This window comes from Neptuniibacter sp. QD48_11, from assembly GCF_047778095.1.
Taxonomy (GTDB): Bacteria; Pseudomonadota; Gammaproteobacteria; order Pseudomonadales; family Balneatricaceae; genus Neptuniibacter.
This window is the reverse complement of the sequence record NZ_CP180551.1, coordinates 2,665,355-2,688,583: the sequence shown is the minus strand read 5'-3', so window position 1 is coordinate 2,688,583 and position 23,229 is coordinate 2,665,355. Positions and strand designations below refer to the sequence as shown.

At 44.1% G+C, this 23,229-nt stretch carries 23 protein-coding genes; 8 read left to right on the top strand and 15 right to left on the bottom strand.

Translation table 11 applies throughout. The features are described from left to right. Nucleotides 1–162: 162 nt before the first annotated feature. Nucleotides 163–1,212 (bottom strand): Glu/Leu/Phe/Val family dehydrogenase, encoded by a 1,050-nt coding sequence (locus ACMXYU_RS12480; protein ID WP_415898931.1) that lies wholly within the window; start codon nt 1,210–1,212, stop codon nt 163–165. Nucleotides 1,213–1,586: 374 nt separating this feature from the next. Continuing rightward, on the bottom strand, nt 1,587–2,048 hold the full coding sequence (locus tag ACMXYU_RS12475) for a GNAT family N-acetyltransferase (RefSeq protein ID WP_415898930.1): 462 nt from the start codon (nt 2,046–2,048) through the stop codon (nt 1,587–1,589). A gap of 324 nt (nt 2,049–2,372) precedes the next feature. On the opposite strand from ACMXYU_RS12475, the gene ACMXYU_RS12470 reads away from it, so the two are divergent. Beyond that, nucleotides 2,373–3,005 carry a TorF family putative porin gene (locus ACMXYU_RS12470; RefSeq protein ID WP_415885461.1) on the top strand — a complete coding sequence of 211 codons (633 nt, stop codon included), beginning with the start codon at nt 2,373–2,375 and terminating at the stop codon, nt 3,003–3,005. Between the two features lie 132 nt (nt 3,006–3,137). On the opposite strand, the gene gatB is transcribed toward ACMXYU_RS12470, so the two are convergent. Genes gatB through gatC form a run of 3 tightly spaced genes read right to left on the bottom strand, consistent with a single transcriptional unit; the run spans nt 3,138 to nt 6,386 of the window. After that, on the bottom strand, nt 3,138–4,592 hold the full coding sequence (gatB, locus tag ACMXYU_RS12465) for an Asp-tRNA(Asn)/Glu-tRNA(Gln) amidotransferase subunit GatB (protein WP_415898929.1): 1,455 nt from the start codon (nt 4,590–4,592) through the stop codon (nt 3,138–3,140). A gap of 14 nt (nt 4,593–4,606) precedes the next feature. Then, complete coding sequence (gene gatA / locus ACMXYU_RS12460) at nt 4,607–6,058, bottom strand: Asp-tRNA(Asn)/Glu-tRNA(Gln) amidotransferase subunit GatA (protein ID WP_415898928.1); 1,452 nt, start codon at nt 6,056–6,058, stop codon at nt 4,607–4,609. A 40-nt stretch (nt 6,059–6,098) separates the two neighbouring features. Further along, nucleotides 6,099–6,386, bottom strand: coding sequence for an Asp-tRNA(Asn)/Glu-tRNA(Gln) amidotransferase subunit GatC (gene gatC / locus ACMXYU_RS12455; protein WP_415885458.1), 288 nt, complete (start codon nt 6,384–6,386; stop codon nt 6,099–6,101). Between the two features lie 223 nt (nt 6,387–6,609). On the opposite strand from gatC, the gene ACMXYU_RS12450 reads away from it, so the two are divergent. From ACMXYU_RS12450 to ACMXYU_RS12420, 7 genes are all read left to right on the top strand, one after another. Continuing rightward, on the top strand, nt 6,610–7,647 hold the full coding sequence (locus tag ACMXYU_RS12450) for a rod shape-determining protein (protein ID WP_007022323.1): 1,038 nt from the start codon (nt 6,610–6,612) through the stop codon (nt 7,645–7,647). A gap of 148 nt (nt 7,648–7,795) precedes the next feature. Next, on the top strand, nt 7,796–8,602 hold the full coding sequence (mreC, locus tag ACMXYU_RS12445) for a rod shape-determining protein MreC (RefSeq protein ID WP_415898927.1): 807 nt from the start codon (nt 7,796–7,798) through the stop codon (nt 8,600–8,602). Next, complete coding sequence (gene mreD, locus ACMXYU_RS12440) at nt 8,599–9,096, top strand: rod shape-determining protein MreD (protein ID WP_415896745.1); 498 nt, start codon at nt 8,599–8,601, stop codon at nt 9,094–9,096. The genes mreC and mreD overlap by 4 nt, the downstream gene beginning before the upstream one ends. A 14-nt stretch (nt 9,097–9,110) precedes the next feature. Continuing rightward, the gene (locus tag ACMXYU_RS12435; RefSeq protein WP_415898926.1) at nt 9,111–9,695 is read left to right on the top strand and encodes a Maf family protein; all 585 of its coding nucleotides are present in this window, start codon (nt 9,111–9,113) and stop codon (nt 9,693–9,695) included. Nucleotides 9,696–9,704: 9 nt separating this feature from the next. Next, nucleotides 9,705–11,171: a ribonuclease G gene (gene rng / locus ACMXYU_RS12430; RefSeq protein ID WP_415898925.1), complete on the top strand. Its 1,467-nt coding sequence runs from the start codon at nt 9,705–9,707 to the stop codon at nt 11,169–11,171. A gap of 18 nt (nt 11,172–11,189) precedes the next feature. Continuing rightward, nucleotides 11,190–15,056, top strand: coding sequence for a YhdP family protein (locus ACMXYU_RS12425; protein WP_415898924.1), 3,867 nt, complete (start codon nt 11,190–11,192; stop codon nt 15,054–15,056). Next, on the top strand, nt 15,049–15,879 hold the full coding sequence (locus ACMXYU_RS12420; protein WP_415898923.1) for a carbon-nitrogen hydrolase family protein: 831 nt from the start codon (nt 15,049–15,051) through the stop codon (nt 15,877–15,879). The genes ACMXYU_RS12425 and ACMXYU_RS12420 overlap by 8 nt, the downstream gene beginning before the upstream one ends. Here ACMXYU_RS12420 and yjgA read toward each other — a convergent pair. From yjgA to lptC, 10 genes are all read right to left on the bottom strand, one after another. Then, entirely contained in the window at nt 15,876–16,400 is a 525-nt protein-coding gene (yjgA, locus tag ACMXYU_RS12415; protein ID WP_415898922.1) for a ribosome biogenesis factor YjgA, read from the bottom strand. The two genes, ACMXYU_RS12420 and yjgA, sit on opposite strands and share 4 nt — an antisense overlap. An 8-nt stretch (nt 16,401–16,408) precedes the next feature. Next, nucleotides 16,409–17,758, bottom strand: a complete 1,350-nt coding sequence (gene mgtE / locus ACMXYU_RS12410; protein ID WP_415898921.1) for a magnesium transporter — start codon at nt 17,756–17,758, stop codon at nt 16,409–16,411. A gap of 114 nt (nt 17,759–17,872) precedes the next feature. Then, on the bottom strand, nt 17,873–18,142 hold the full coding sequence (locus ACMXYU_RS12405) for an HPr family phosphocarrier protein (RefSeq protein ID WP_415898920.1): 270 nt from the start codon (nt 18,140–18,142) through the stop codon (nt 17,873–17,875). A gap of 5 nt (nt 18,143–18,147) precedes the next feature. After that, nucleotides 18,148–19,005, bottom strand: coding sequence for an RNase adapter RapZ (gene rapZ, locus ACMXYU_RS12400; RefSeq protein ID WP_415898919.1), 858 nt, complete (start codon nt 19,003–19,005; stop codon nt 18,148–18,150). An 8-nt stretch (nt 19,006–19,013) separates the two neighbouring features. Then, complete coding sequence (ptsN, locus tag ACMXYU_RS12395; RefSeq protein ID WP_415901122.1) at nt 19,014–19,472, bottom strand: PTS IIA-like nitrogen regulatory protein PtsN; 459 nt, start codon at nt 19,470–19,472, stop codon at nt 19,014–19,016. Nucleotides 19,473–19,488: 16 nt separating this feature from the next. Next, nucleotides 19,489–19,779: a ribosome hibernation-promoting factor, HPF/YfiA family gene (gene hpf, locus ACMXYU_RS12390; RefSeq protein WP_415882015.1), complete on the bottom strand. Its 291-nt coding sequence runs from the start codon at nt 19,777–19,779 to the stop codon at nt 19,489–19,491. A 58-nt stretch (nt 19,780–19,837) separates the two neighbouring features. Further along, complete coding sequence (locus ACMXYU_RS12385) at nt 19,838–21,352, bottom strand: RNA polymerase factor sigma-54 (RefSeq protein ID WP_415898918.1); 1,515 nt, start codon at nt 21,350–21,352, stop codon at nt 19,838–19,840. Nucleotides 21,353–21,406: 54 nt separating this feature from the next. Continuing rightward, nucleotides 21,407–22,132, bottom strand: a complete 726-nt coding sequence (gene lptB, locus ACMXYU_RS12380; protein ID WP_415898917.1) for an LPS export ABC transporter ATP-binding protein — start codon at nt 22,130–22,132, stop codon at nt 21,407–21,409. 11 nt (nt 22,133–22,143) lie between these two features. Further along, nucleotides 22,144–22,656, bottom strand: a complete 513-nt coding sequence (gene lptA, locus ACMXYU_RS12375; protein WP_415898916.1) for a lipopolysaccharide transport periplasmic protein LptA — start codon at nt 22,654–22,656, stop codon at nt 22,144–22,146. Then, complete coding sequence (lptC, locus tag ACMXYU_RS12370) at nt 22,646–23,218, bottom strand: LPS export ABC transporter periplasmic protein LptC (RefSeq protein WP_415898915.1); 573 nt, start codon at nt 23,216–23,218, stop codon at nt 22,646–22,648. Before lptC ends, lptA begins: the two co-directional genes overlap by 11 nt. Between the last annotated feature and the right edge of the window lie 11 nt (nt 23,219–23,229).

Here is a 23,229-nt window from a genome sequence, read left to right as displayed (position 1 = left end):
CTTTTTTATTATTGTGGAATATATGGAGAGAAATTCCTTTCGATAAAATCTGAAGCTTAATCAAATAAACTGATAGAACTTTATTAAGTAGGTGTAAGCGAGGAGGAGTAATATAGCTGGCTCGTTTAACGCGCCAGCTAGTTCGTAAACAATGACTATAAGTTAACCGATGCGTTCTTGCGCTAATTCATCTGCGATTTCACCGGTAGGGCGATCTTCTTGTACTGAACGATTAAAGATCTCGCTCAGTGTGTCTCCTATGCCTTCGATGTGTGCTTTGGCTTTTTCCGCATCATACCCACTGCGCTCATAGGATATATCAATAATCCCGCCTGCGTTGATGGCGTAATCTGGCGCATAGAGAATGCCACGCTTATGTAATTCATGATCGTGATGGGGCCGTGCTAATTGGTTATTAGCTGCGCCGGCAATAACTTTTGCTTTGATCTGTGGGATGGTTTCATCATTCAAGCTAGCACCTAATGCGCAAGGTGCGACTACATCAACCTCCTGTAGCAGTATTTGGTCTAGTGGGACAGCCTTAGCTCCCAACTCTAAAACTGCTTTTTCTAACTGCTCTGGATTGATATCACTTACAAATAGCTCGACGCCTTCTTTATGGAGGTATTCAGCTAGACGGTAGCCCACGTTCCCAACGCCTTGTATCGCGACTTTAAGTCCTTTGAGATCAGTGATGTTTAGTCGATGCTTTACGGCTGCTTTTAAACCTATAAATGTTCCGTATGCCGTTGCCGGTGATGGGTCGCCGTTAGAGGGATGACCATCGATTCCAGGATGTTCTGTCACCCCTGCAACATTGGCGGTATATTGCCCCATTATTTTCAGGTCTGGCACGGATGTTCCTGAATCTTCTGCGGCTATATATTGGTGGCCGGTTTGCTCTAAAAAACGCCCCATTGCGGCCAAGAGTTCTTCATTTTTGTGTTTACGCGGATCGCCAATGATAACGGATTTTCCGCCACCTAAGGCAAGGTTGGCCAAAGCTGATTTGTAAGTCATTCCTTTGGATAAACGCAGTACATCAGTTAGGGCTTCTTCGTCATTAGCGTAATTCCACATTCGGCATCCACCTAAAGCAGGGCCGCGATGGGTGTTGTGAATTGCGATTATGGCTTTTAAGCCTGTTTCTGAGTCGTTACAGAAGACGATCTGTTGGTGTTGATCGAATTCAGGGTGGTTGAAAATAGTCATTACAATTCCTGAAACTTCTCTATCGTCCAATGAATGGAGTTCGAAAGAGTATTGGTGTTACTGGTAAAAGATAATAAGCAGATTCGGTGGTGTTCGGCTGAGAAAAGCAGAAAGGGTTACCAACGACTGCTTTAAGGTTTAGCAATCCAACAATTGAAGCGTTTCGACTTGGCTGGCTATCAAAGAAGAGAGTAGTGACTTTTTAACAAAAGCAGTCATAAGGATTTACCTCCCGGTTGGATCGCAACCAGATAATTAAATACACAATGTGTGATATCAGCAGGCCCTTGTGAGGCTGCAATTAGCGGAATACTACCAGTGATCTAATGCCAAGAACACAGTGTGTTTATTGAATGTGAGCTTACAGATGTATCTTATCTGTTGTAAGCCATAACCTGAGTTTTACTACCTCTACTGTAATAGGCTTTTTGTTTTTGCAGTAGAAAAGAGGGGGTTGATTCAGTGGCGGTTTTAAAACCATGTTTTTTGTAGAAGGGAATTGCGCTCTCATAAGCAAAGCAATAAAGAGTTACCTCTGGCGTTATCTGCTGAGTAAGGATCTTATTTAATAATAAGCTGCCTAGTCCTAGCCCCCTATGTTGTTTTCCTACCCATAAGCCTCTCAGAATTATTAATTCACTTAGTTCTGTAATGTTCTGCTCTGCGATAGTTGAAAGCCTAGTTGCTGCGACTATCTCCTTTTCCAAGGTTAACCAAATACAATGATCATTGGGTTGTATGCGCCCCTTATGGCCATTTCGTTTATAGAAACGCCCAAGATCTGGTGATTGAAGTTCTTTACCGACAGCGGAATGAAAACTGATGTTAGATTTCATTGTTACTTAATTCTCACTTTAGAAAGTCTTTCTAATAGTTATCTTTATTTGTTCTCGGATTCTACAGAATAGATTGCTCTTGCATGATGCGATCATTTTTTGAAGCTCGTTTGATTATATCGAAAGCATACATATTGAGATGTGCTTATATTTGGTGCATGTGCACAAAAATAGAGTTCGAATTTGGTGCATAGGTTTGATTGTGGTTGCTCAATACTCAGCGGTTTTTTTCTAAGCACTTGTTTTTAAAGTGTTATTTTGAGTTGGCACGTGCTGTGCTTTATAGGTGGTAATTATGTAATATTATTTTGAGGGGACAACATCATGGTTAAATCTACCACTAAATCTTTGATTGCTGCGGGTTTATTATCTGCTTCTGTTATGGCTGAAGCAGGTCTGTCTGCGAATATTGGCGCGATGAGCGAATATTACTTCCGTGGTGTGGATTACTCTGATGGCCCAACTATGATGGGCGGTATCGACTACGAAGCAGATAATGGTCTATATGCTGGTATCTGGGCTGTAGGTGAAACTAACTTGGCTGACGAAGATATTGAGTACGATATCTACGGCGGTTACGCGGGCGAAGCTGGGGATTTCGCGTACAGCATTGGATATACAGGTTATTTTTACACTGAAGCTGAAACTGATTATCACGAGCTTAACCTAAATGTTGGTTACAGCTTTTTGAATCTTGAGGTTACGCTAGGTACAGAAGATCAGCCTTCTGGCACTGCTGAAGCTGACTACTCATTTGTTGCACTAACAGGTGAATATGAAGGCGCTTACCTAACTTACGGTTCTTTCGGTAAAGATTACGAAGGTGATTACGTAGAGCTAGGTTATGGCTTAACTTACGAAGGTCTAGATATGAACGTTGCTTACATCAATCCAGACGATGATCTAGGTGGTTCTAACACAGTTGCTTTCTCAATCAGCAAAACGTTCGATTTCTAATTTGAGCGCCTTTGATTGATGTACACATGCTAGGAATTTTTGCCCATCTTCGGATGGGCTTTTTTTTGGCTGAGGTGCAAATAAAAATGCCGTGCTAAGCACGGCATTTTTTAGTTTTGCTAGATTCTTTGCTTAAGAGCAAAGTGCATCTAGTTTTTGCTTTAGAACACCTTGAACTTGGCCAGGGTTGGCTTTGCCTTGAGAGGCTTTCATTACTTGGCCCATAAAGAAGCCAATCATCTTGCCGCGTTTCTCTGGCTCAGCATTTACATACTGTTCTACCTGAGGGCCGCTGTTAGCAATCACATCATCAACGATCTTCTCGATAGCGCCGCTGTCTGTTACTTGCTTAAGGCCTTTAGCTTCGATGACTTCGTCTGCGCTGCCGCCTTCGTTCCACATAACTTCAAACACTTGCTTGGCAATTTTGCCAGAGATCGTGTTGTCTTTAATGCGTGCAAGCAGGCCGCCGAGTTGATCTGCTGATACAGGACTGTCAGCGATAACCGTATCATTTTGGTTAAGCATTTTAGATAGCTCACCCATAACCCAGTTTGCAGATAGTTTTGCGTCCTTAGATGCTTTGGCTACAGTTTCAAAGTACTCAGCCATAGTGCGATCGCCTGAAAGTACCATCGCATCGTAATCGCTCAGTTTGTACTCTTCGATAAAGCGAGCTTTGCGCGCATCCGGTAATTCAGGTAGAGAATCGCGTACCGCTTCGATGTAGCTATCATCGATCTCGATTGGCAGCAGATCTGGACAAGGGAAGTAACGGTAGTCGTTCGCTTCCTCTTTAGAACGCATTGAGCGTGTTTCATCTTTGTCTGCATCGTACAAGCGAGTTTCTTGGACTACACGGCCGCCATCTTCCAGTAGGTCAATTTGGCGTTCGATCTCACCTGTGATCGCTTTTTCGATAAAGCGGAAAGAGTTGATGTTTTTAGTCTCTGTGCGAGTACCAAACTCTTCTTCGCCTTTGATGCGAACCGATACGTTACAGTCACAGCGGAAAGAACCTTCTGCCATGTTGCCATCACAGATGCCTAGGCTGGTTACAATCGAGTGGATCTTACGTACATAGGCCACAGCTTCTTCTGGGCTGCGCATATCTGGCTCTGATACGATCTCAAGTAACGGTGTGCCGGCACGGTTAAGATCGATACCTGTCATGCCTGGGAATTCATCGTGAATCGACTTGCCTGCATCTTCCTCTAGGTGAGCACGTGTTACGCCGATGCGCTTCTCCGTACCATCTTCTAGAGTTATGTCAATGTGTCCTACGCCTACGATAGGGTGGAACAATTGACTGGTCTGATAGCCTTTTGGTAGATCAGGATAGAAGTAGTTTTTACGGTCAAAAACAGATCTACGGCCGATCTCTGCATCTACAGCTAGGCCGAATTTTACGGCCATGCGCAGTGCTTCTTCGTTAAATACAGGCAGTGTGCCCGGTAGTGCTAGGTCTACCGCGCACGCTTGTGTATTGGGTTCGGCACCAAACGCTGTGCTGGCACCGGAAAAGATTTTGGAGTTTGTCGCTAGCTGGGCGTGAATCTCAAGCCCGATTACCGCTTCCCATTCCATAGTAAATAAACCTCTTAGATGCCTTGTGGTGTCTGTTTATGCCAATCAGTCGCCAACTGGAACTGATGTGCAACATTTAGCAGTTTCTGTTCAGCAAAATAGTCGCCAATGATCTGAAGACCTGTTGGTAGACCATTAACACTGCCGCAAGGAACAGACATGCCTGGAAGGCCTGCAAGGTTTAGGGAGATGGTGAAGATATCTTCCATGTACATCGCTACTGGATCAGATGTTTTTTCACCCAGTTTAAAAGCAGGGTGAGGTGTTGTTGGGCCCATGATGACATCAACTTCGGTAAGTACTTTAGCGAAGTCGTCACGGATCAAACGGCGGATCTGCTGAGCTTTGTTGTAGTAAGCATCGTAGAAACCTTCAGACAGAGCATAAGCACCAACCATAATGCGGCGCTTAACTTCAGGTCCGAAACCTTCACCACGGCTGCGTTTGTATAGATCTTCTAGATCAACCGGATCTTCACAGCGATAGCCGTAACGTACGCCATCGAAACGAGATAGGTTAGAAGAAGCTTCAGCGGGCGCGATAATGTAATAAGCAGGAATAGATAGCGCTGTATTTGGCAGGCTAACTTCTTTCACTGTAGCGCCAAGCTTTTCAAACTCTTTGATGGCAGCTTGAGTGTGTGCAGCTATATCTGAATCCATATCATCCATGAAAAACTCTTTTGGTAGGCCAATGCGTAGGCCATCTAAAGGTTTTTCAAGGTCAGCTGTGTAATCTGGAACTTCACGATCCACAGAAGTGGAATCGTGCTGATCAAAACCAGCCATTACGTTTAGCATCAGCGCTGCATCTTCAGCGGTTTTAGTCATTGGGCCACCCTGATCTAGGGAGGACGCAAATGCGATCATGCCGAAACGAGAAACACGGCCATAAGTTGGTTTGAGGCCGGTAATGCCGCAAAGTGCAGCAGGCTGACGAATAGAGCCACCTGTATCTGTGCCTGTTGCAGCAGGAGCTAGTTGCGCTGATACCGCAGCTGCCGAGCCGCCAGATGAGCCACCTGGGACACAGTCAGTGTTCCAAGGGTTTTTAGCTGCACCGTAGAAGCTGCTCTCGTTGGAAGAGCCCATGGCAAATTCGTCCATGTTGGTTTTACCCAACATGACCGCACCAGCTTGATTGAATTTGTTAATAACAGTCGCGTTGTAAGGCGCAACAAAGTTATCAAGCATTTTTGATGCACAACTCGTACGAACGCCTTGTGTACAGAAGATGTCTTTGTGCGCAATCGGCAAGCCGGTAAATGTGCCTGCTGTACCTGCGGCAATGGCTTCGTCTGCTGCTTTAGCTTGAGCTAAAGCTTGCTCTTCAGTCACTGTAATGTAGCTGTTGTATTTACCGTCTTCAGCCTTGATGCGTTCTAGGTAGGCTTGGGTTAATTCAACACTACTAAAATCACCCGTTTTCAGCCCTTGAGCTAATTCGGCAAGTGTTTTTTCAAACATGGAATACTTATCCTTAATCAATATTCTGGCTGAATGGGTATCACTCAATAACTTTAGGTACTAAGAACAAGCCGTTCTCTACAGCAGGTGCTACAGATTGCAGCTGCTCTCGGTTGTTTTCTTCAGTAACGTCATCGCTGCGTAAGCGTTGTACAGCATCCAGAGGGTGTGCCATCGGGGATACATCAGTGGTATCAATGGCCTGCATCTGATCAACCAGATCCAGAATATTTGTCAGATTTTGCGCGTATTCAGGAGTGTCCTGTTCTTCAATTTGAAGGCGCGCCAGATGGGCGATTTTGTCCACATCAGAGCGATCCAGAGACATAATTTACTCTCGCTTATAGGGGTGGCTTTATGAGAATGCATAAAGGGAAAAAACTTAAAGATGTACGTTACCATATCGTCAAAGCTTCATGAAGATAATTTAGCCAGTGTTTTTAAGTAGTTTTACTGATTTTCGCCTTGCTCAAAGCGCCTGCCGTTGTTAGAGTTACGTGTTTTCAGGATATAGCGGCTATACCTGCAGAATTTCTTAGGACTCCCTGTACATGCTCAAGAAAATTCGTGGTCTTTTTTCCAGCGATCTGTCCATTGACCTGGGCACTGCAAATACACTGATTTATGTCCGCGATAAGGATATTGTTCTTGATGAACCGTCTGTTGTCGCGATTCGCCAGACTGGTAATCAAAAATCTGTCGCTGCAGTAGGTGCTGACGCAAAACGTATGCTGGGTCGTACACCCGGTTCCATCACAGCTATTCGTCCAATGAAAGACGGCGTTATTGCCGACTTCCACGTGACAGAAAAAATGCTGCAGTACTTCATCAGTAAAGTTCATGACACTAATTTCCTAACACCAAGCCCTCGTGTATTGGTGTGTGTGCCTTGCAAATCTACCCAAGTAGAACGTCGTGCGATCAAAGAATCGGCGATGGGTGCAGGTGCACGTGAAGTTTATCTAATCGATGAGCCTATGGCTGCTGCAATCGGTGCCGGCTTGCCTGTTGATGAAGCAAGCGGTTCAATGGTTGTTGATATCGGTGGTGGTACGACCGAAATCGCTGTTATCTCTTTGAATGGTATCGTTTATGCGGACTCCGTTCGCCTAGGTGGTGACCGTTTTGATGAGTACATCGTGACTTACGTTCGTCGTAACTACGGTAGCTTGATTGGTGACTCAACTGCTGAGCGTATCAAGCAAGAGATCGGCACGGCTTACCCGTCTTCCGAAATGCACGAAATTGATGTGCGTGGTCGTAACCTAGCTGAAGGTATTCCGCGTAGCTTTACGCTTAACAGCAACGAGATCTTGGAAGCGCTGCAAGAGCCGCTATCTGCGATCGTTCAAGCTGTTAAAAGTGCATTGGAACAATGCCCACCAGAATTGGCTTCTGATATCGCTGAGCGAGGTATTGTATTGACCGGTGGTGGCGCACTATTGCGTAATATCGATCGTTTGATTAGCGAAGAAACAGGTCTGCCTGTAATCGTTGCTGAAGACCCGCTTACATGCGTAGCGCGTGGTGGTGGTCGTGCTCTGGAGCTATTGGATAAGCATGGCTTCGAGCTAGTTAGCCATGATTAACCCATGTGTGATATTGATTCCAGCCTGATCTTTGATACTTGCCTCCGACATATCCACATATGTCAGGGGGTGAGTTATTAAGACTATATTCCTCGGCCGATCTTCTGGCCGTTTTTTCTTTTTCCTGGTTATTTTTGCCTTTGCGCTGATGGCTGCTGATCTCTATTCAGCTAAAGTCAGAGAAGGTCGCGCCTATCTATCCCTACTTTTAACGCCGTTGCAGTGGATTGTTGATATTCCAAGCCGTGTTGCGGGTGAAGTCTCGGATGTTGTGGTTGACCGCAGCCTTCTTATAAAAGAAAACGCAAAGCTAAAATCCGAGGCGTTACAGTTGGAGCGTAAAGTCCAGCAAAACGCAGCACTTCGTCAAGAAAATAACCGCTTGCGAGCACTACTTCGTGGTAGTAAACGGGTTGATGAAGAAGTTGAATTGGTTGAGTTGATCGGAGTAAACCCCGATCCTTTCCAGCACCAGGTGATTATTAACCAAGGCAGTGAAAATGGGGTCACTGTTGGTCAGCCTATCTTGGATGCTGGTGGTGTGATGGGGCAAGTGACAGAGATCTCTCATTACACGAGTCGCGTTATGCTGATTACTGATGCTCGACACGCCTTACCTGTAGAAATTAATCGCAATGGTTTTCGTTCTATAGCACTGGGTAAGGGGCAGTTAGATGAGTTAGAGCTCAATCATGTACCAGATACGGCAGATATTGAAAAAGGCGACTTGGTTATCACTTCAGGTTTGGCTCAGCGATTCCCCCGTGGCTACCCTGTGGCAATTGTATCTGAAGTGATTCGAGATCCTGGGCAGCAGTTCACCAAAGTGACCATTAAACCGACGGCGTTATTGGATAAATCCCGTCATCTGTTGTTAGTGAAAATGCCAGAACCTCAAGTTGAGCCTGACATTGAAACTAAACCTCTATCCCAACCGCAAGAGGTGAGTGAGTGACGCCTGGGTCGCCTGCTGCTTCGGGTGGCGGACTAATTATCCTTGCCACTTTTCTGATCGGCCTAATGCTGAGCCAGATGCCTCTGCCTTACTACCTTGAGTGGGCGCGCCCCGAGTGGATAGCGATGATCCTTATCTATTGGGTCATGGCGTTACCCCATCGGGTTGGCATGGGTATGGCTTTTTTCTTGGGTTTGTTTCTAGATGTTATTAAGGGCAGTGTATTAGGTCTAAATGCACTATCACTGACGATAATTGCCTTTTTAACATTACTTTTACATCAAAGACTTAGAATGTTTCCCGTGGTACAGCAGGCCATGATGGTGATGGTGCTTGTGGGAATCAATCAGTTACTGTTTCATTGGATGCAAGCGTTCACAGGTTATACGGGTGAGAGCTTGATATTCCTTCTGCCTTGCTTAATCAGTGGGCTCCTATGGCCTTGGTTGTTTGTTTTTTTACGCGGTATTCGCCGCTTATTCCGAATACGCTAAAGGAAGGCCTTTAAATGGAATTGATTCTTGCCTCAGCTTCCCCAAGACGAAAAGCGTTACTCGATCAGATTGGAGTGCAATGTTCTGTAAAGCCTGTTGATATCTGTGAAGATGTTAGAGATGCTGAACTAGCAGTGGACTATGTTGAGCGATTGGCAATTGAAAAAGCGCAAGTTTGCTTTGCTTTAACTGATGGCTCTAAAGCAGTGTTAGGTTCTGATACTACCGTTGTGCTTGATGGTAGGATTATGGGCAAACCAACTGATCAAAATGAAGCAATAGAAACGCTTCAAAGGCTTTCTGGTAATACTCACCAAGTACTCACGGCAGTTGCGGTGGTGACATCGGAACAAACGCGATCTGTTGTAGTCACAACCAACGTTCGTTTTCGGGAGATTTCGCTAGCTGAATGTGAAGCTTATTGGCGTTCCGGAGAACCGCAAGATAAAGCTGGATCTTATGGTATTCAAGGATTTGGCGCTGTATTTGTTGAAGAGATTAAGGGTAGCTATTCTGCAGTAGTGGGTTTACCTCTGACAGAAACAGCTGAAATGTTAGTGCAGGCGGGTATTCGCATCTGGCATTCGCTAGAGAATTAAGGATAGGGCATGGGCGAAGAGATACTGATCAACTTTACACCGATGGAAACTCGGGTTGCGGTTATCGAAAATGGGATGCCGCAAGAAGTATATGTAGAGCGTGTTCACCGTAGAGGTATTGTCGGCAATATTTACCAAGGTAAAGTTGTACGCGTTTTACCAGGTATGCAGGCTGCATTTGTAGATATTGGTTTGGAGCGTGCTGCATTTATTCACGTTGAAGAGGTGCTTTCTCAAAGTGCCACGCATGAAGAAAAAGCCAATACCTCTATTGCTCAAGTGCTTCGTCAAGGTCAATCTTTGCTTGTTCAAGTGACTAAAGATCCTATTGGTACTAAAGGCGCTCGCTTGACGACCCACCTTTCACTTCCTTCTCGTTATTTGGTGTGTATGCCCGGTAACAGTCATGTTGGTGTTTCCCAACGAATAGAAGATATGGAAGAGCGTGATCGATTACGTGGGATCATGAAAAAACTTGTATCCACCGATGATGGCGAGCCTGCTGGGTTTATCTTACGTACGGTGGCTGAGGGCGCTGCAGAAGCAGAGTTGGAAGCAGATACTCAGTTTTTAAGACGTTTGTGGGCTTCGATTAAAGCGAAAATCGCAACCGCTAAAGCGCCAAGTGTCATCTATGAGGATCTTCCACTGAATATGCGGGCGCTGCGAGATATGGCGCACTCAGGCTTAGAGAAAATCAGAATTGATTCTAAAGAGACGTTCCAAAAAGCGGAAGACTTTGTAAAAACGTTGGTGCCTGAAGTTGCTGATACGCTTGAGTATTATCCGGGTGAACGGCCTATTTTTGACCTCTTTAATGTTGAAGAGGAAATTCAAAGAGCCTTAGGACGCAAGGTAGAGCTAAAGTCCGGTGGTTACCTTATTTTTGACCAAACAGAAGCGATGACGACGGTTGATGTGAATACCGGTGCGTTTGTTGGTCATCGCAATCTTGAAGAAACGATCTTTAAAACGAACCTTGAGGCTGCAACGGCGATCGGTCGTCAGCTTCGCTTACGTAACCTTGGCGGTATTATCATTATCGACTTTATCGATATGGAAGATGCCGATCATCAGCGTCAGGTACTAAGAACACTAGAACGGGTACTAGAGCGCGACCATGCGAAATGTAAAGTTACAGGTGTATCCGATCTTGGTTTGGTTGAGATGACCCGTAAGCGCACCCGTGAAAGTTTGGAGCAGGTGCTCTGTGATGTTTGTAGCGAATGTCAGGGGCGAGGATCAATTAAAACGCCTGAAACGGTTTGTTATGAGATTTTCCGTGAAATTCTTCGCCAGCATAGGGCCTATGACACAGATAGTTATTTAGTGTTAGCAGCGCAGCCTGTAGTTGATTATCTGCTTGATGATGCTTCCAACCACGTTGCAGAGTTAGAAGCTTTCATAGGCAAGACGATTCGCTTCCAGGTGGAGCCTATGTATAACGCTGAAAACTTTGATGTTGTTTTGCGCTAAAGCTAAAAAGGATTGCTAGTGAAACGCCACGCTCATTCTGTCTTTTGGTTCCTATATTGGGGACTTGCTGCGCTTGCAGCAATTGTGGCGCTCTTGCTGTTCTGCATCAAAATCTTGGTAGAAGATGTTGATCAGTATCGACTAGATATCCAGCAAAGTTTATCTGAACAACTTTCTGCGCAAGTTCATATTTCAAGCATCGCAGGTGAGTGGCGAGGCTGGCAGCCAGTTATTTCTGTTCGTGGTCTATCGGTAGATCAAATAGAAGCAGAAGCCGGTGCTTCCTTTGGTATGCTGGAGGGGGTTGTTGCTTTAGATACAGGGGCTTCGTTAAAGGCACTTACACCTGTCTTTTCCCAGTTTGACTTGCAAGGCCTGACGCTTAAGTACGATCACACAGTTGCTTCTAAAAATCATTCAACATCAACTCAAGAAATTCCTGCGTCGGAAACAAAAACGGAGCGGGGCGCTAAACCCCATAAAAGCTCCGACCTTTTATCTTTTCTATTAATGCAGCGCGCGATCAATATTGAAGATACGCGTATTGTTGTTATTCCTAAAAGCGGCGATGAAATAATCATCGAGCCGATACAATTACATCTCCAACATGATGGTGTATTGCATCAGCTTAAAGTTGACGCGGATCTAGTGACTGCGTCGGGCAAAGCAGATCTGAAGTTCGTAGCTGAGGTTGAAGGTGATCCTACAGAAAAGGCAGCGAATTTTTATCTAAAGCTATCTGGACTTGATCAGCAGTTGCTCAATCCTTGGTTAAACCTATTGGATGTTCAATTAGATGGTTTGCAGGCTGAACAGGAATTTTGGGGACAAAGCTATAAAGGAAAATTAGCTTACCTAACGGGTAAAACTTCCATAGAGAACTTTGCTTATCAGGACTACGTATTTGAGCAATTTGCCGTTCAAAGTGCGCTGGTGCGAAGGGATCATAGCTTTCAGTTGCAGATTACCGATCTGATAATAGGCGCTGCTGAAGAGCAATTTACCTTGCCCCGAATGAGCTTGGATCTTGTTCGAAATGGGATTGCGATCAAGCCTCAAAAGTTGATGGTTGACCGTATTGATCTGCAGCGCTTATCGGATCTGATCATCAAACAACCTTTCTTATCGAAATCTGCTATTCAGGTAGTAGATACGCTATCGGCGGAAGGGATTTTGGAAAACTTATTGGTGTCTTGGGGCAAAGATGCTGAATTATCAGATTTTAAGTTACTTGCGGACCTTAACAATGTAGGTATTGATGCTTGGGGGGATGTGCCTGAGTTAAAAGGAATTAACGGATTATTAAAAGCCGATATTGCTGGAGGAGAAATTCATCTACAAAGCGATGATTTCATCATGCAATACCCTACGTTGTTTGATTACCGCTGGCAGTATCAACATGCTGAAGGTGTAATAGGTTGGCGTTTTGAAGACAAAGGCGTGGTGGTTGCTTCCCAGTTACTTCGTTTAAAAAACGAAGGTGTTTCTGCGTCTGGACGCTTTAGTATTTATCTGCCTTTTTCACGTGACGAACAGCCTCTTTTAAACCTACAAATCGGTATGCAAAACAGCGATGGTTTGCATGCTAAATATTACATTCCTCCAAAGGAAGTGGGTATAAAGACTTACGATTGGCTAGTAGCAGCTATTAAGCAAGGGCATATCAATCAGGCGGGGTTTGTACTAAATGGTGTTACTCGCTCACGATTGGGTGATTACCAGTTACCTAGTGTGCAGATGTTCTTTGATCTGAGTGAGGCGTCTTTTGAATATCAGCCGGGTTGGCCTGAAATTAACAAGGCGGATAGTTTCGTTTTCTTTCGAAATGGAGAATTAACTGCTGAGGCCAAAGGCGGGAAAATCTATAGTTCTGATATTGATTTCGCTTGGGTTCATCTACCAGTTTCTACTGATAAACTACTTATAGCAGGTAGTGTTAATGGCTCAACAAAAGATATAGAACGCTTATTGACTCAAAGCCCGCTACGAAAAGAGGTCGGTGATGAGTTAGCGGCTTGGGAAATGGAAGGTGATGCCGCGACCCGTATTGAGATTGATTTACCTCTCAAGGGCAATAAAACGCCAAAAGTTGTTGTGAATTCCTCAATTGCAAAGGGGCGTTTCCATTCCAAACAAGAGGGAATTGATTTTTCTAATATCACTGGATCTGTGAGATACAGTTCCTCCAATGGCCTTTCCTCTAAGAAGCTTGATGCGAGATTGTTTGAACAACCTATCACTGCTGCTATTAGTACTCAGAAACGTAAAACTGCCATAGATATTCGTGGTGCGGTGAAAGCTGACTATTTACGAAAATGGTTAGACTTAGATCTTTTAAGGGTTGCTCAAGGGAAACTCTCTTATAGTGCTCGATTGGATATGTGTCCGGGTAAAAGCTGTAATCAGTTGGTTATCAAGAGTGATTTGAAAGGTATTGCCTTATCAGCACCGTCGCCACTTGCGAAAACAGCTGCTCAGTCCAGTCAGTTAACCATCATCAGTGATTTAGGCCGCCAATTTAAAGATGATCGAAGTGTTGTGCGTTTTAATTTAGGCAATCAACTTCGTGGCGTAATGCTGAATAGCAATAAGAAGGTCTCAAGAGGGCGTTTTACTTTAGGTGGGGAGAGACCTGCTTTGCCAACAGCGCAAGGGATTTGGGTAAACGGTCGAGTTTCGATGCTCGATTACGATCAGTTGGAGCAGTTTTTCCAAACAGCTGGTTTTACCGGAAATACGGCTGTTAAATCTGAGGCAGTGCAATCAGATAATTTATTAAAAGAAGTCGATTTACAGATTGGCCAGTTTAGTTTTGAAGATATTGTGCTGGATAAGCTTAAAGTAATTCTTACACCTGATGTTGGTGGTTGGATGTTAACGGCTAATAGTCCTCAAGTAGGTGGTAAGCTCTGGATGCCAGAGGATTCTGACAAGCCTTATAAGGTAAAACTAGGCCATCTCCGGATTGAGAAAGATGAAAGTGATAGTGAGCAGAGTGGTACTGCGATCACGCCGCCTGTAGATCCTACAGTTTTACCTAAGCTCGATTTTAGCGTCGACAACTTCGAACTCAATAAGCTTCCTTTGGGAAGTTGGCGATTTATCTTAAGGCCAACCCCTTCAGGGGCTGTAGTGAAAGATATTTCAGGCAATATGCATGGTTCTTCGGTTAGGGGCGAATTGCGTTGGGATAAAAATGGTAAAGAACTCTCCGACCTTACAGTAAAACTAGATAGTCAGGATTTTGGTAAAGTTCTCGACGCATGGGGTATCTCAGATACCCTAGAAACCAAAAGCCTAAATGCCTATTTACAGCTTTCATGGAGTGGAGCTCCTTGGAAGTTTGAAATAGGTAAGTCGAATGGTGAAATGCAGTTTACGGCCAAGAATGGGCGTCTGCTGGATGTCGGTAATTCAGGTAATATTCTTCGTATCTTCGGTATTTTAAATCTGCAATCATTAGGACGCAGGCTTAGATTAGACTTTACCGATCTTGTTAAAACCGGTGTTGCTTTTGATGAGATGAAAGCAGATTACTCTATTAAAAATGGTATAGCGCATACATCCGCACCTTTCATGATGACCGGGCCTTCCGCCAATATGGCTATGAGTGGTAGCTTGAATCTAATCAATGAAACAGTTGATAAAGAGATTGAAGTCGCATTACCTGTTACAGATAACATTCCTCTAGTAAGTGTATTGCTCGGCGCCCCGCAGGTAGCAGGCGCGGTTTTCCTTTTTGATAAGTTGATTGGTGATCCTTTGGCTAAGTTCTCTACGGTGAAATATCGTATGAGCGGTGATTGGGGTAATCCGGAAATTGATATAGATTTAAATCAAAAGAAAGAGCAGCCTAAGGCAGATTCGGAGCTTCATGATGGCTAAGTTAGCAGTTGCGCAAATGGTTTCAGGGGAAAGTGTTGATACTAATCTAGAGACTGTTGAATGCTTAGTAGAAGAAGCTGCTAACTCGGGGGCGCATTTATTGCTTTTGCCTGAGAATTTTGCGCTGCTAGATTCTCGTGCTCTGATTGATTTAGCTAGGGATGAAGTCAAAACTCGAAGAATACACAATCTATTATCTTTGCTAGCAAAGAAATATAGCCTTTGGATTGTGGCTGGCAGTGTACCTGTATTGACCCAAGGAAGTGGTGAAACAAAGGATAAAGTTTGGGCTAGCTGCTTAGTCTTTGATAGCCAAGGAGCGCTGAAAGCCTCTTATAATAAGATTCACCTCTTTGACGTTGATGTGGCTGATGCGCATGCAGCTTATAGGGAATCAGATTTTATTCAAGCGGGAAGTGATCTCGTTACTGTTGATACTCCGTTTGGCTGTATTGGCCTAGCCATATGTTACGATCTCAGGTTTCCAGAGCAGTTTCAGAGATTGCGCCAAATGGGTGCTGAGATAATTACGGTTCCTTCAGCTTTTACCTATGTTACTGGGGAAGCGCATTGGGAGGTCTTATTGCGCGCACGGGCAATAGAGAACCAATGCTATGTCTTAGCTGCTAATCAGGGAGGAGAGCACAGTCCAAGCCGAAAAAGTTGGGGGCACTCGATGATTGTTGATCCTTGGGGGGAGATACTTGCGGTTAAAGAGGTTGCAGGTGAGGGCTTAGTGTTAGCCGATATTGATTTAAAAGGCGTGCAAGACAGGCGAGATGCCATGCCTGTCATGCAGCATAGAGCTAAAGCGGGCTTTTAAACACCGTCTACTTCACGTAAATATTTAAACAGTTTTCTGGCTGCAGTAGGAGGCTTTTCCAGCTTCTGTTCTTTTTGGGCATTACGAATTAATTGACGCAAATGCTGGATATCGGCATTTTCATGTTCGGCAACATAGGCTTGAAGTGCGCTGTTGCCTTCACCTATCAGTCGGTCTCGCCAGCGTTCTAATTTATGGAACGCTTGGGTATGTGCCTGATGACCTGCTTCGAATAGTCCTATAGCTTGTTCAATCTCTTCGCTATCTTCAGTGCGTAGCAGTTTGCCGATAAACTGCAGATGCCTTTTTTGAGCGCCATTAGATTTAATGCGGTGAAACTCATCGATTGCACTGCGTAAGCGGTCATCTAATGAAAGCTTATCGAGTTGCTCTTTATTGAGCTTCGTTAGCTTTGCACCCAAATCCTGCAGCGCATGCATCTGCTTTTTAACATCAGTTTTACTCAGCCATTCCTCTTCAGATTCTGGCTGTAGGTGATCAAAATTGTCGTTTTCGCTCATGTGATTTCTCAGGCGTAGAAAACTGTGGCTAGACCTAAAAAGGCAAAGAATCCTACCACATCAGTAATAGTTGTTAAGAGTACACTGCCTGCTAACGCAGGATCTATACCCAATGATTTTAGACATATAGGCAGTAGGGTGCCTGCTATAGCGCCGGCTATGAGGTTAATCACTATGGCTAAGGCGATAACTATGCCTATATTTATATCTTGGAACCAGAGCGTGGCGACTACTGCAATAACCAGAGCCCATAAAATACCATTGAGGGCACCTACGATAATCTCTCTGTTCAATAGCCAGCCTGCGTTTGATCGCTCTACATGACCTAATGCTTGTCCACGTATCACAAGTGTTAGGGTCTGTGAGCCGGCTATACCACCCATGGAGGCTACAATCGGCATTAAGACCGCTAAAGCTACAACTTTTTCAATCGTATCTTCAAAAATACCGATTACGGCTGAGGCAATAAAAGCGGTAAGTAGATTGATGCCTAACCAAACGGCTCGGCGTCTGGTTGTTTTCAGAACTGGCGCAAAGGTATCTTCATCTTCATCCAGACCAGCCATGCTCATTAGAGAATGGTCTGCATCCTCTCGGATGACATCGACAACGTCATCTATCGTGATACGGCCTAGAAGTTTACCATCATCGTCAACAACAGGTGCTGATACTAAGTCATGCTCTTCGAATAGAGAGGCTACTTGATCATCTGGCATGCTAGCATTGATCGGTTCAATATCCGTATTCATTATTTCACGGATCGTGATGGATGGATCTGACACCAATAATTTAGTTAAGGGTAGCAGCCCAATATATGAATCCTTTCGGCTTACAACGATCAAACTATCTGTCATCTCAGGGATTTCATCGTGACGACGGATATAACGTAAAGTGGCTTCCACACTGATGTCAGGACGGATCGTAGTTGTATCCGTATTCATCAGGCCGCCAGCTGTATCTTCTGGGTAAGATAGAAGTTGCTCAACCCTGCGGCGGTTTTGCTTATCCATGATCTGAAGGGTTTCCTTCATGACACGGTTTGGAAGCTGCTGAAGGACATCAACCATATCGTCTGAATCTAATGATTCAGTAAGCGCTAAAACCTCTTCAGAATTCATTCGGCTTAAGATATCAGCCTGAATGTCATCACCAAGGTGCTGTAAAACTTCGGCTTCTAAATCTTGAGAGATCAAGTTCCATAGAATTTGACGTTCTTTTGGTGGGGATTTCTCAATAAGGCGAGCTACTTCGGTCGGGCGAAGTGCACGGTTTAGCGTAAATCGAATCTGGCGAAATTCACCGCAATCGAGTGCTTCATTGAGCTTGTCCAGATTAGACTTGGTTTCTGTCTGCGCCATAAGATGCCGTCGCTAATGATTCGTCACGATGCTGTGAAAAATAGGAAGTCTACTAACGCGTTGATTATAGCGGATTGTAAAGGCAGGGATAACCCAATGATATGTATAAAATTATTACTCGTCTTCGTCGAAGCGATTATTGATTAGTTCTTCGATGGCAATGAGAGCGCTTTCTTCATCTGCTCCCTGAGTTTTTACGCATAGAGTAGTGCCCTGGCTAGCAGCTAGCATCATAACGGACATTATGCTTTTTCCATCAACTTCTCGACCATCCTTTACTAAAGTGATATCAGCAGAGAAGCGTGAAGTAACACCGATTAGCTTTGCAGCGGCGCGAGCATGGAGACCTAGTTTATTTATGATTTCTAGTTCTTTTTCTTGCATCAGTGTTAACTCAATTCTCTATGGCGAACATGAACATTATCCATGCGCTGTGAAAAATGGGAAGCCAGACGTTCGCTTATATACACAGAGCGATGTTGACCTCCAGTGCATCCAATTCCAATTGTTATATAGCTGCGATTGTTTTCGGCAAAGCGGGGCAGCCAGCGAGATAGAAATTCTGTAATGTCGCTGATCATCTCGTTAACTTCAGGAGAATTGTTCAGAAACTCTTCGACTGGTTGCTCTTGTCCCGTAAATCTTCTTAGTTCAGGTATCCAATGGGGATTAGGTAGCGCACGGACGTCGTATACGAAATCGACATCTAGAGGTACCCCATGTTTAAAGCCGAAGGACTCAAATTGAACTGAAAGCGTCTGCTCTTTTCGTTTAGCTACGCGGAGTTTAACTGTATCCCTTAGGTCATAAAGGGAGAGGCGTGTCGTGTCTATCCTGATATCCGCAAGGCTAGCAATGGGTTCAAGTAGCTCTGATTCGGATTGGATCGACTGCTGTAGATTCTTATGTTCATCTGAAAGCGGGTGTTTTCTTCGGGTTGAACTGTATCTTTTTAATAGCGTAGCTTCAGATGAATCGAGGAAAATTACTTCATATTCTGCCCATCGTTCTTGGCGAAGGTTAAGCAAAATTTGAGGGAATTTGGAAAGATTGCTGAGTAGATTACGCGCATCAATGCTGACCGCTATGCGATCCGGATGACTAGGTTCACTACTCATTTGCTGGACTAAATCAGGTAGCAATAATGCTGGAAGGTTATCTATGCAATAGAAACCTATATCTTCTAGAGCTTGTAGAGCCGTACTTTTGCCGGAACCGGATCGACCGCTTATCACTACAAGCTTCATTTCACATCCTATGAACTAAGTTGGCAAATTGCCTGATAGAGTGCTTCGTTATCTTCAACACTTCTCAATTGTTCCCGTACGCTCTCTTGGCTGAATAGCTCAGCAATCGCGGCAAGAGTTTGTAAGTGTTCAGACGTAGCATCTTCTGGTACCAAAAGAACAAACAAAAGGTCTACCGGTTTGTTATCTATAGCGTCGAAATCAATTGGTTGAGCTAATTTGATTAAGTAGCCTTTGGCATCGTTGCAGTCAGCTAGTCTGCAATGGGGTATAGCTATGCCATCGCCTATGCCAGTACTACCTAATTTCTCGCGGCCGTGTAAGCCGTTGAAGATGCAAGATGCTTCTAGGTTAGGGTTTTGCTCTGAAATAATTTCAGATGCTTTTTCCAGGATTCGTTTTTTACTGCTCCCCTCAAGACCACATAGGGTGCATGAGGGGGTTAATAGTTCATGGACCAGCATAATACGTTGTAGCGGAGGCCTATTTGTGATTTTTGAGTTTTTCTTTATGTTTTATAACTTGGCGGTCTAGCTTGTCAGTCAGGCCGTCAATTGCAGCATACATATCATCGTGTTCGTGAGTTGCGAACAGTTGAGCACCGGAGACATGCATCTCCGCATCTGCTTTCTGGCGCTGTTTTTCGATGCTTAGTGTTACTTGAACATTGGTGATGTTATCGAAGTGACGCTCAATTTTCTGCATTTTTTCTAGGACGTAGTTTTGCATTGAATCAGTCAGTTCAACATGATGTCCAGTAATATTAATCTGCATAGGTCTCTCCTACTTGAGTGGAGGCGTTTTGCCGCCGTCCTTATTTATTATCTCTTTATTAAACCAGACGCTTTCTCTCATTAGAAGGTGGAATTCCCATTGCTTCACGATATTTTGCAATGGTGCGCCTAGCAACTTTGAATCCTTGTTCATCGAGGAACTGCGCGATTTTGTTATCGCTCAAAGGTTTTGCTGTGTTCTCTGCTGCAACCATCTTTTTAATTAGGGCACGGATTGCTGTTGAAGATGCTGCTCCGCCTGTTGCTGTACTGACATGGCTGGAGAAGAAGTATTTCAATTCAAAAATACCGCGTGGTGTGTGCATAAACTTTTGCGTTGTTACACGAGAGATCGTTGATTCATGCATCTCTACTGCTTCAGCAATATCGTGTAATACCATGGGTTTCATGCCTTCTTCGCCATGATCTAGAAAACCTGATTGTCGTTTAACGATCTCATTCGACACTTTTAATAGTGTTTCATTACGGCTTTGTAGGCTTTTAATAAACCAACGAGCTTCTTGAAGATGGTTTTTCAGATAGGTGTTATCCGAACTGTTATCTGCGCGCTTTACTAAACCTGCATAACCGGAGTTTATTCTAAGTTTAGGCGAAACTTCTGGATTTAGGTTAACAGTCCAAACACCGCGTTGTTTTGTTACGATGACATCTGGGATGACATATTCTGCAGCGGTCTGGCTAATGCTAGCGCCAGGCTTGGGGTTGAGGCTTTGAATGAGCTGAATAACTTGTTGTAGCTGCGGCTCTTTTAGGCGCGTCTTGCGCATTAATTGACGATAGTCGTGGGTGCCTAGAAGCTTGATGTATTGATTGACCACTTTAATGGCTTCATTACGCCACGGTGTATCAGATGGAAGTTGACGAAGCTGTATAGCTAAGCATTCACTAAGGTCGCGACAAGCGATACCGGCCGGATCAAATTGTTGAATACGATGCAGTACGGCTTCTATTTCATCAAGTTCAACTTCGTCACTCTCATCGGAATTTTGTTCCAAAAAGTGCTCATGAATCTCTTCAAGAGGAACAGTTAAATAACCATCCGGATTAATGCCATCAATAATGTTGGTAGCAATGAGTCGATCCAGATCGCTCATAGGCGTCAAGTTTAGTTGCCAGTGAAGGTGATCTTGTAAGGTTTCTTCTGCTGTGTCATTTGATTCAAACGAATCAAGATCTTCTTTACTTAACGTTGGTGTGGAAGATTGATAGGTGTCTTCCCAGTTACTGTCAGTAGATAGCTCTTCAGGAATGCTCTCATTCCAATTATCTTCAGCCGCAGGTGTGTCGTCGAAGTCCTGTTCTGTTGAAGTGTTATTCTCTAATTCTTCGGCAGCTGCGCTTTGATGTGTTTCTAGGTTGTTATCCTGTTCATTAGATGGCGCATCAGAAGTGTTGTCATCCTCAGATACATCCAGCATAGGATTGCTTTCAAGTGCCTCCTGAATCTCTTGTTGAAGATCCAGTGTAGATAATTGCAGCAGGCGAATCGCTTGCTGCAATTGTGGTGTCATTGTGAGCTGTTGCCCAATTTTTAAATGAAGCGCTTGTTTCATAATACGGCGGCACTAACTCCAGAGGCTACAATCATCTAGTTATTATCTATGGGTTTATAAGGTGAATTGATCACCGAGATACGCATCGCGCACTGCTTCATTATTCATAATGTCATCAGGCTTACCATTGGCAAGTATAGTGCCTTCACTGACAATATAGGCACTTTCGCAGATATCCAGTGTTTCTCTGACATTGTGATCAGTAATCAAAATGCCGATACCTTTGGACTGAAGGTGACGAATCGTTTGTTTGATGTCATTGACTGAAATAGGGTCAACACCAGCAAAAGGTTCATCTAAAAGCACAAATTCAGGTTCGGTTGCTAAGGCTCTGGCAATTTCAACCCTACGTCGTTCACCGCCAGATAGGCTCATGCCAAGGCTATCGCGAATATGAGTGATGTGAAATTCTTCTAGAAGCTCATTCATTTTGGACTTGATAGCTTGTTTATCTAAATCTTTTCGTGTCTCTAGTATCGCTAGCAAGTTGTCTTGTACAGATAGTTTGCGAAAAATTGAGGCTTCTTGAGGCAGGTAACCAATGCCTTCACGAGCACGCCCGTGCATAGGAAGGGCTGTGATATCTTGATCTTTAATTTTAACTTGGCCACGGTCTGCTTGTACAAGACCGACTATCATATAAAAACAGGTGGTTTTGCCTGCACCATTGGGTCCGAGAAGCCCAACAATCTCACCGCTATTAATTTTAAGTGAGACGTCTTTTACTACTTCTCTTCCTTTGTAGCGCTTAGCTAAATTTCGCGCTTCCAATAAGCTCATTACAGCAGGCCTTATTTCTTTTTAGTGGGCTGAATGACCATATTTACACGGCCTTTTTCTTTAGCGTCTTTTGATGTCGCACCAAAAGCATCCACAATTGATTTGTCTAGGTCATAAACAATTTTATTGCCAGTAAAGGTGTCTTTGCCTTGTACCACTTTGGCACTTTGCGTAATGGTTAATTTCTTTTTGTTAACCATGTACACCATGTGTTTACCCCAAGCATCACTGAAGTCACCATTCACTTCTTGTTGTTGGCGGAAGTGAGCGGGTGCGCCTTTAGCGACTAATTTATCCACACCTTCGTTGGCGCGGTGCATATCTACATGGGCTGCTTCGATCAGCAGTGAGCCTTGCTTGATAATGACATTGCCCTTATAGGTGGTGATGCCTGTCGTGTCATTAATGCTAGCGGAATCTGCAGTGATGTAGATCGGCTTATCCTGATCATCAGGCAGGGCGAAAGTGGTATTCGACGCAAGCAAACATAGTGCAACAAGCGTTTGTGATAACCTAATCAACATTTTGATGTGTTCCTTCTACCCTTGAATGCAAATTTAAAACACGGGTGTTGAAATTAATATCCATTCCAGTGCCTTGCATTAGAGTGTGTTCAGTTTCTAAATTCACTGGCAGGTCTGTTTCGGCGATATCTTTTTTGGGATAAATCGTCAGCGCTTCGGTGGTTAGCTTTTTGCTCGAGCGCGCATTTGAATTATCAATAACAATGACATTACCTGCAAGATCTATTCGGCTGTTATCGTCTTGTGCTGTGCCTGTATCTGAAGAAATGTTGACAACGGAGTTGTCGGATCGATAAAGATTGCTTTTAGGTTCAATCAGTAAATTTTGTTTGTCTGACGGACTATGTTCTAGCCGCGGCGTCGTTAATTCTTGCTTTAGATTGCCCTTAATGTCCCATTCTTTAACCGCTGCTTGGTCGACAAAATAATCCATCTTTTCAGATAGGGGGGTATTGGTTGTACCGTGTTCTTGAGGTGAGCCTGAAAATCCCCAATACAGTAGTATTGGGATTAAAATGGCAGCAGCGATAATTATGCGTAATTTACTACTTAGATCAGGCATTTGCAGGAACT

Excerpts from the sequence above, each read along its gene's own strand:
- ACMXYU_RS12480 (WP_415898931.1), bottom strand. The coding sequence starts at position 1,212 with ATGACTATTTTCAACCACCCTGAATTCGATCAACACCAACAGATCGTC.
- ACMXYU_RS12475 (WP_415898930.1), bottom strand. The coding sequence starts at position 2,048 with ATGAAATCTAACATCAGTTTTCATTCCGCTGTCGGTAAAGAACTTCAA.
- ACMXYU_RS12470 (WP_415885461.1), top strand. The coding sequence starts at position 2,373 with ATGGTTAAATCTACCACTAAATCTTTGATTGCTGCGGGTTTATTATCT.
- gatB (WP_415898929.1), bottom strand. The coding sequence starts at position 4,592 with ATGGAATGGGAAGCGGTAATCGGGCTTGAGATTCACGCCCAGCTAGCG.
- gatA (WP_415898928.1), bottom strand. The coding sequence starts at position 6,058 with ATGTTTGAAAAAACACTTGCCGAATTAGCTCAAGGGCTGAAAACGGGT.
- gatC (WP_415885458.1), bottom strand. The coding sequence starts at position 6,386 with ATGTCTCTGGATCGCTCTGATGTGGACAAAATCGCCCATCTGGCGCGC.
- ACMXYU_RS12450 (WP_007022323.1), top strand. The coding sequence starts at position 6,610 with ATGCTCAAGAAAATTCGTGGTCTTTTTTCCAGCGATCTGTCCATTGAC.
- mreC (WP_415898927.1), top strand. The coding sequence starts at position 7,796 with ATGGCTGCTGATCTCTATTCAGCTAAAGTCAGAGAAGGTCGCGCCTAT.
- ACMXYU_RS12435 (WP_415898926.1), top strand. The coding sequence starts at position 9,111 with ATGGAATTGATTCTTGCCTCAGCTTCCCCAAGACGAAAAGCGTTACTC.
- rng (WP_415898925.1), top strand. The coding sequence starts at position 9,705 with ATGGGCGAAGAGATACTGATCAACTTTACACCGATGGAAACTCGGGTT.
- ACMXYU_RS12420 (WP_415898923.1), top strand. The coding sequence starts at position 15,049 with ATGGCTAAGTTAGCAGTTGCGCAAATGGTTTCAGGGGAAAGTGTTGAT.
- yjgA (WP_415898922.1), bottom strand. The coding sequence starts at position 16,400 with ATGAGCGAAAACGACAATTTTGATCACCTACAGCCAGAATCTGAAGAG.
- mgtE (WP_415898921.1), bottom strand. The coding sequence starts at position 17,758 with ATGGCGCAGACAGAAACCAAGTCTAATCTGGACAAGCTCAATGAAGCA.
- ACMXYU_RS12405 (WP_415898920.1), bottom strand. The coding sequence starts at position 18,142 with ATGCAAGAAAAAGAACTAGAAATCATAAATAAACTAGGTCTCCATGCT.
- rapZ (WP_415898919.1), bottom strand. The coding sequence starts at position 19,005 with ATGAAGCTTGTAGTGATAAGCGGTCGATCCGGTTCCGGCAAAAGTACG.
- hpf (WP_415882015.1), bottom strand. The coding sequence starts at position 19,779 with ATGCAGATTAATATTACTGGACATCATGTTGAACTGACTGATTCAATG.
- ACMXYU_RS12385 (WP_415898918.1), bottom strand. The coding sequence starts at position 21,352 with ATGAAACAAGCGCTTCATTTAAAAATTGGGCAACAGCTCACAATGACA.
- lptB (WP_415898917.1), bottom strand. The coding sequence starts at position 22,132 with ATGAGCTTATTGGAAGCGCGAAATTTAGCTAAGCGCTACAAAGGAAGA.
- lptA (WP_415898916.1), bottom strand. The coding sequence starts at position 22,656 with ATGTTGATTAGGTTATCACAAACGCTTGTTGCACTATGTTTGCTTGCG.
- lptC (WP_415898915.1), bottom strand. The coding sequence starts at position 23,218 with ATGCCTGATCTAAGTAGTAAATTACGCATAATTATCGCTGCTGCCATT.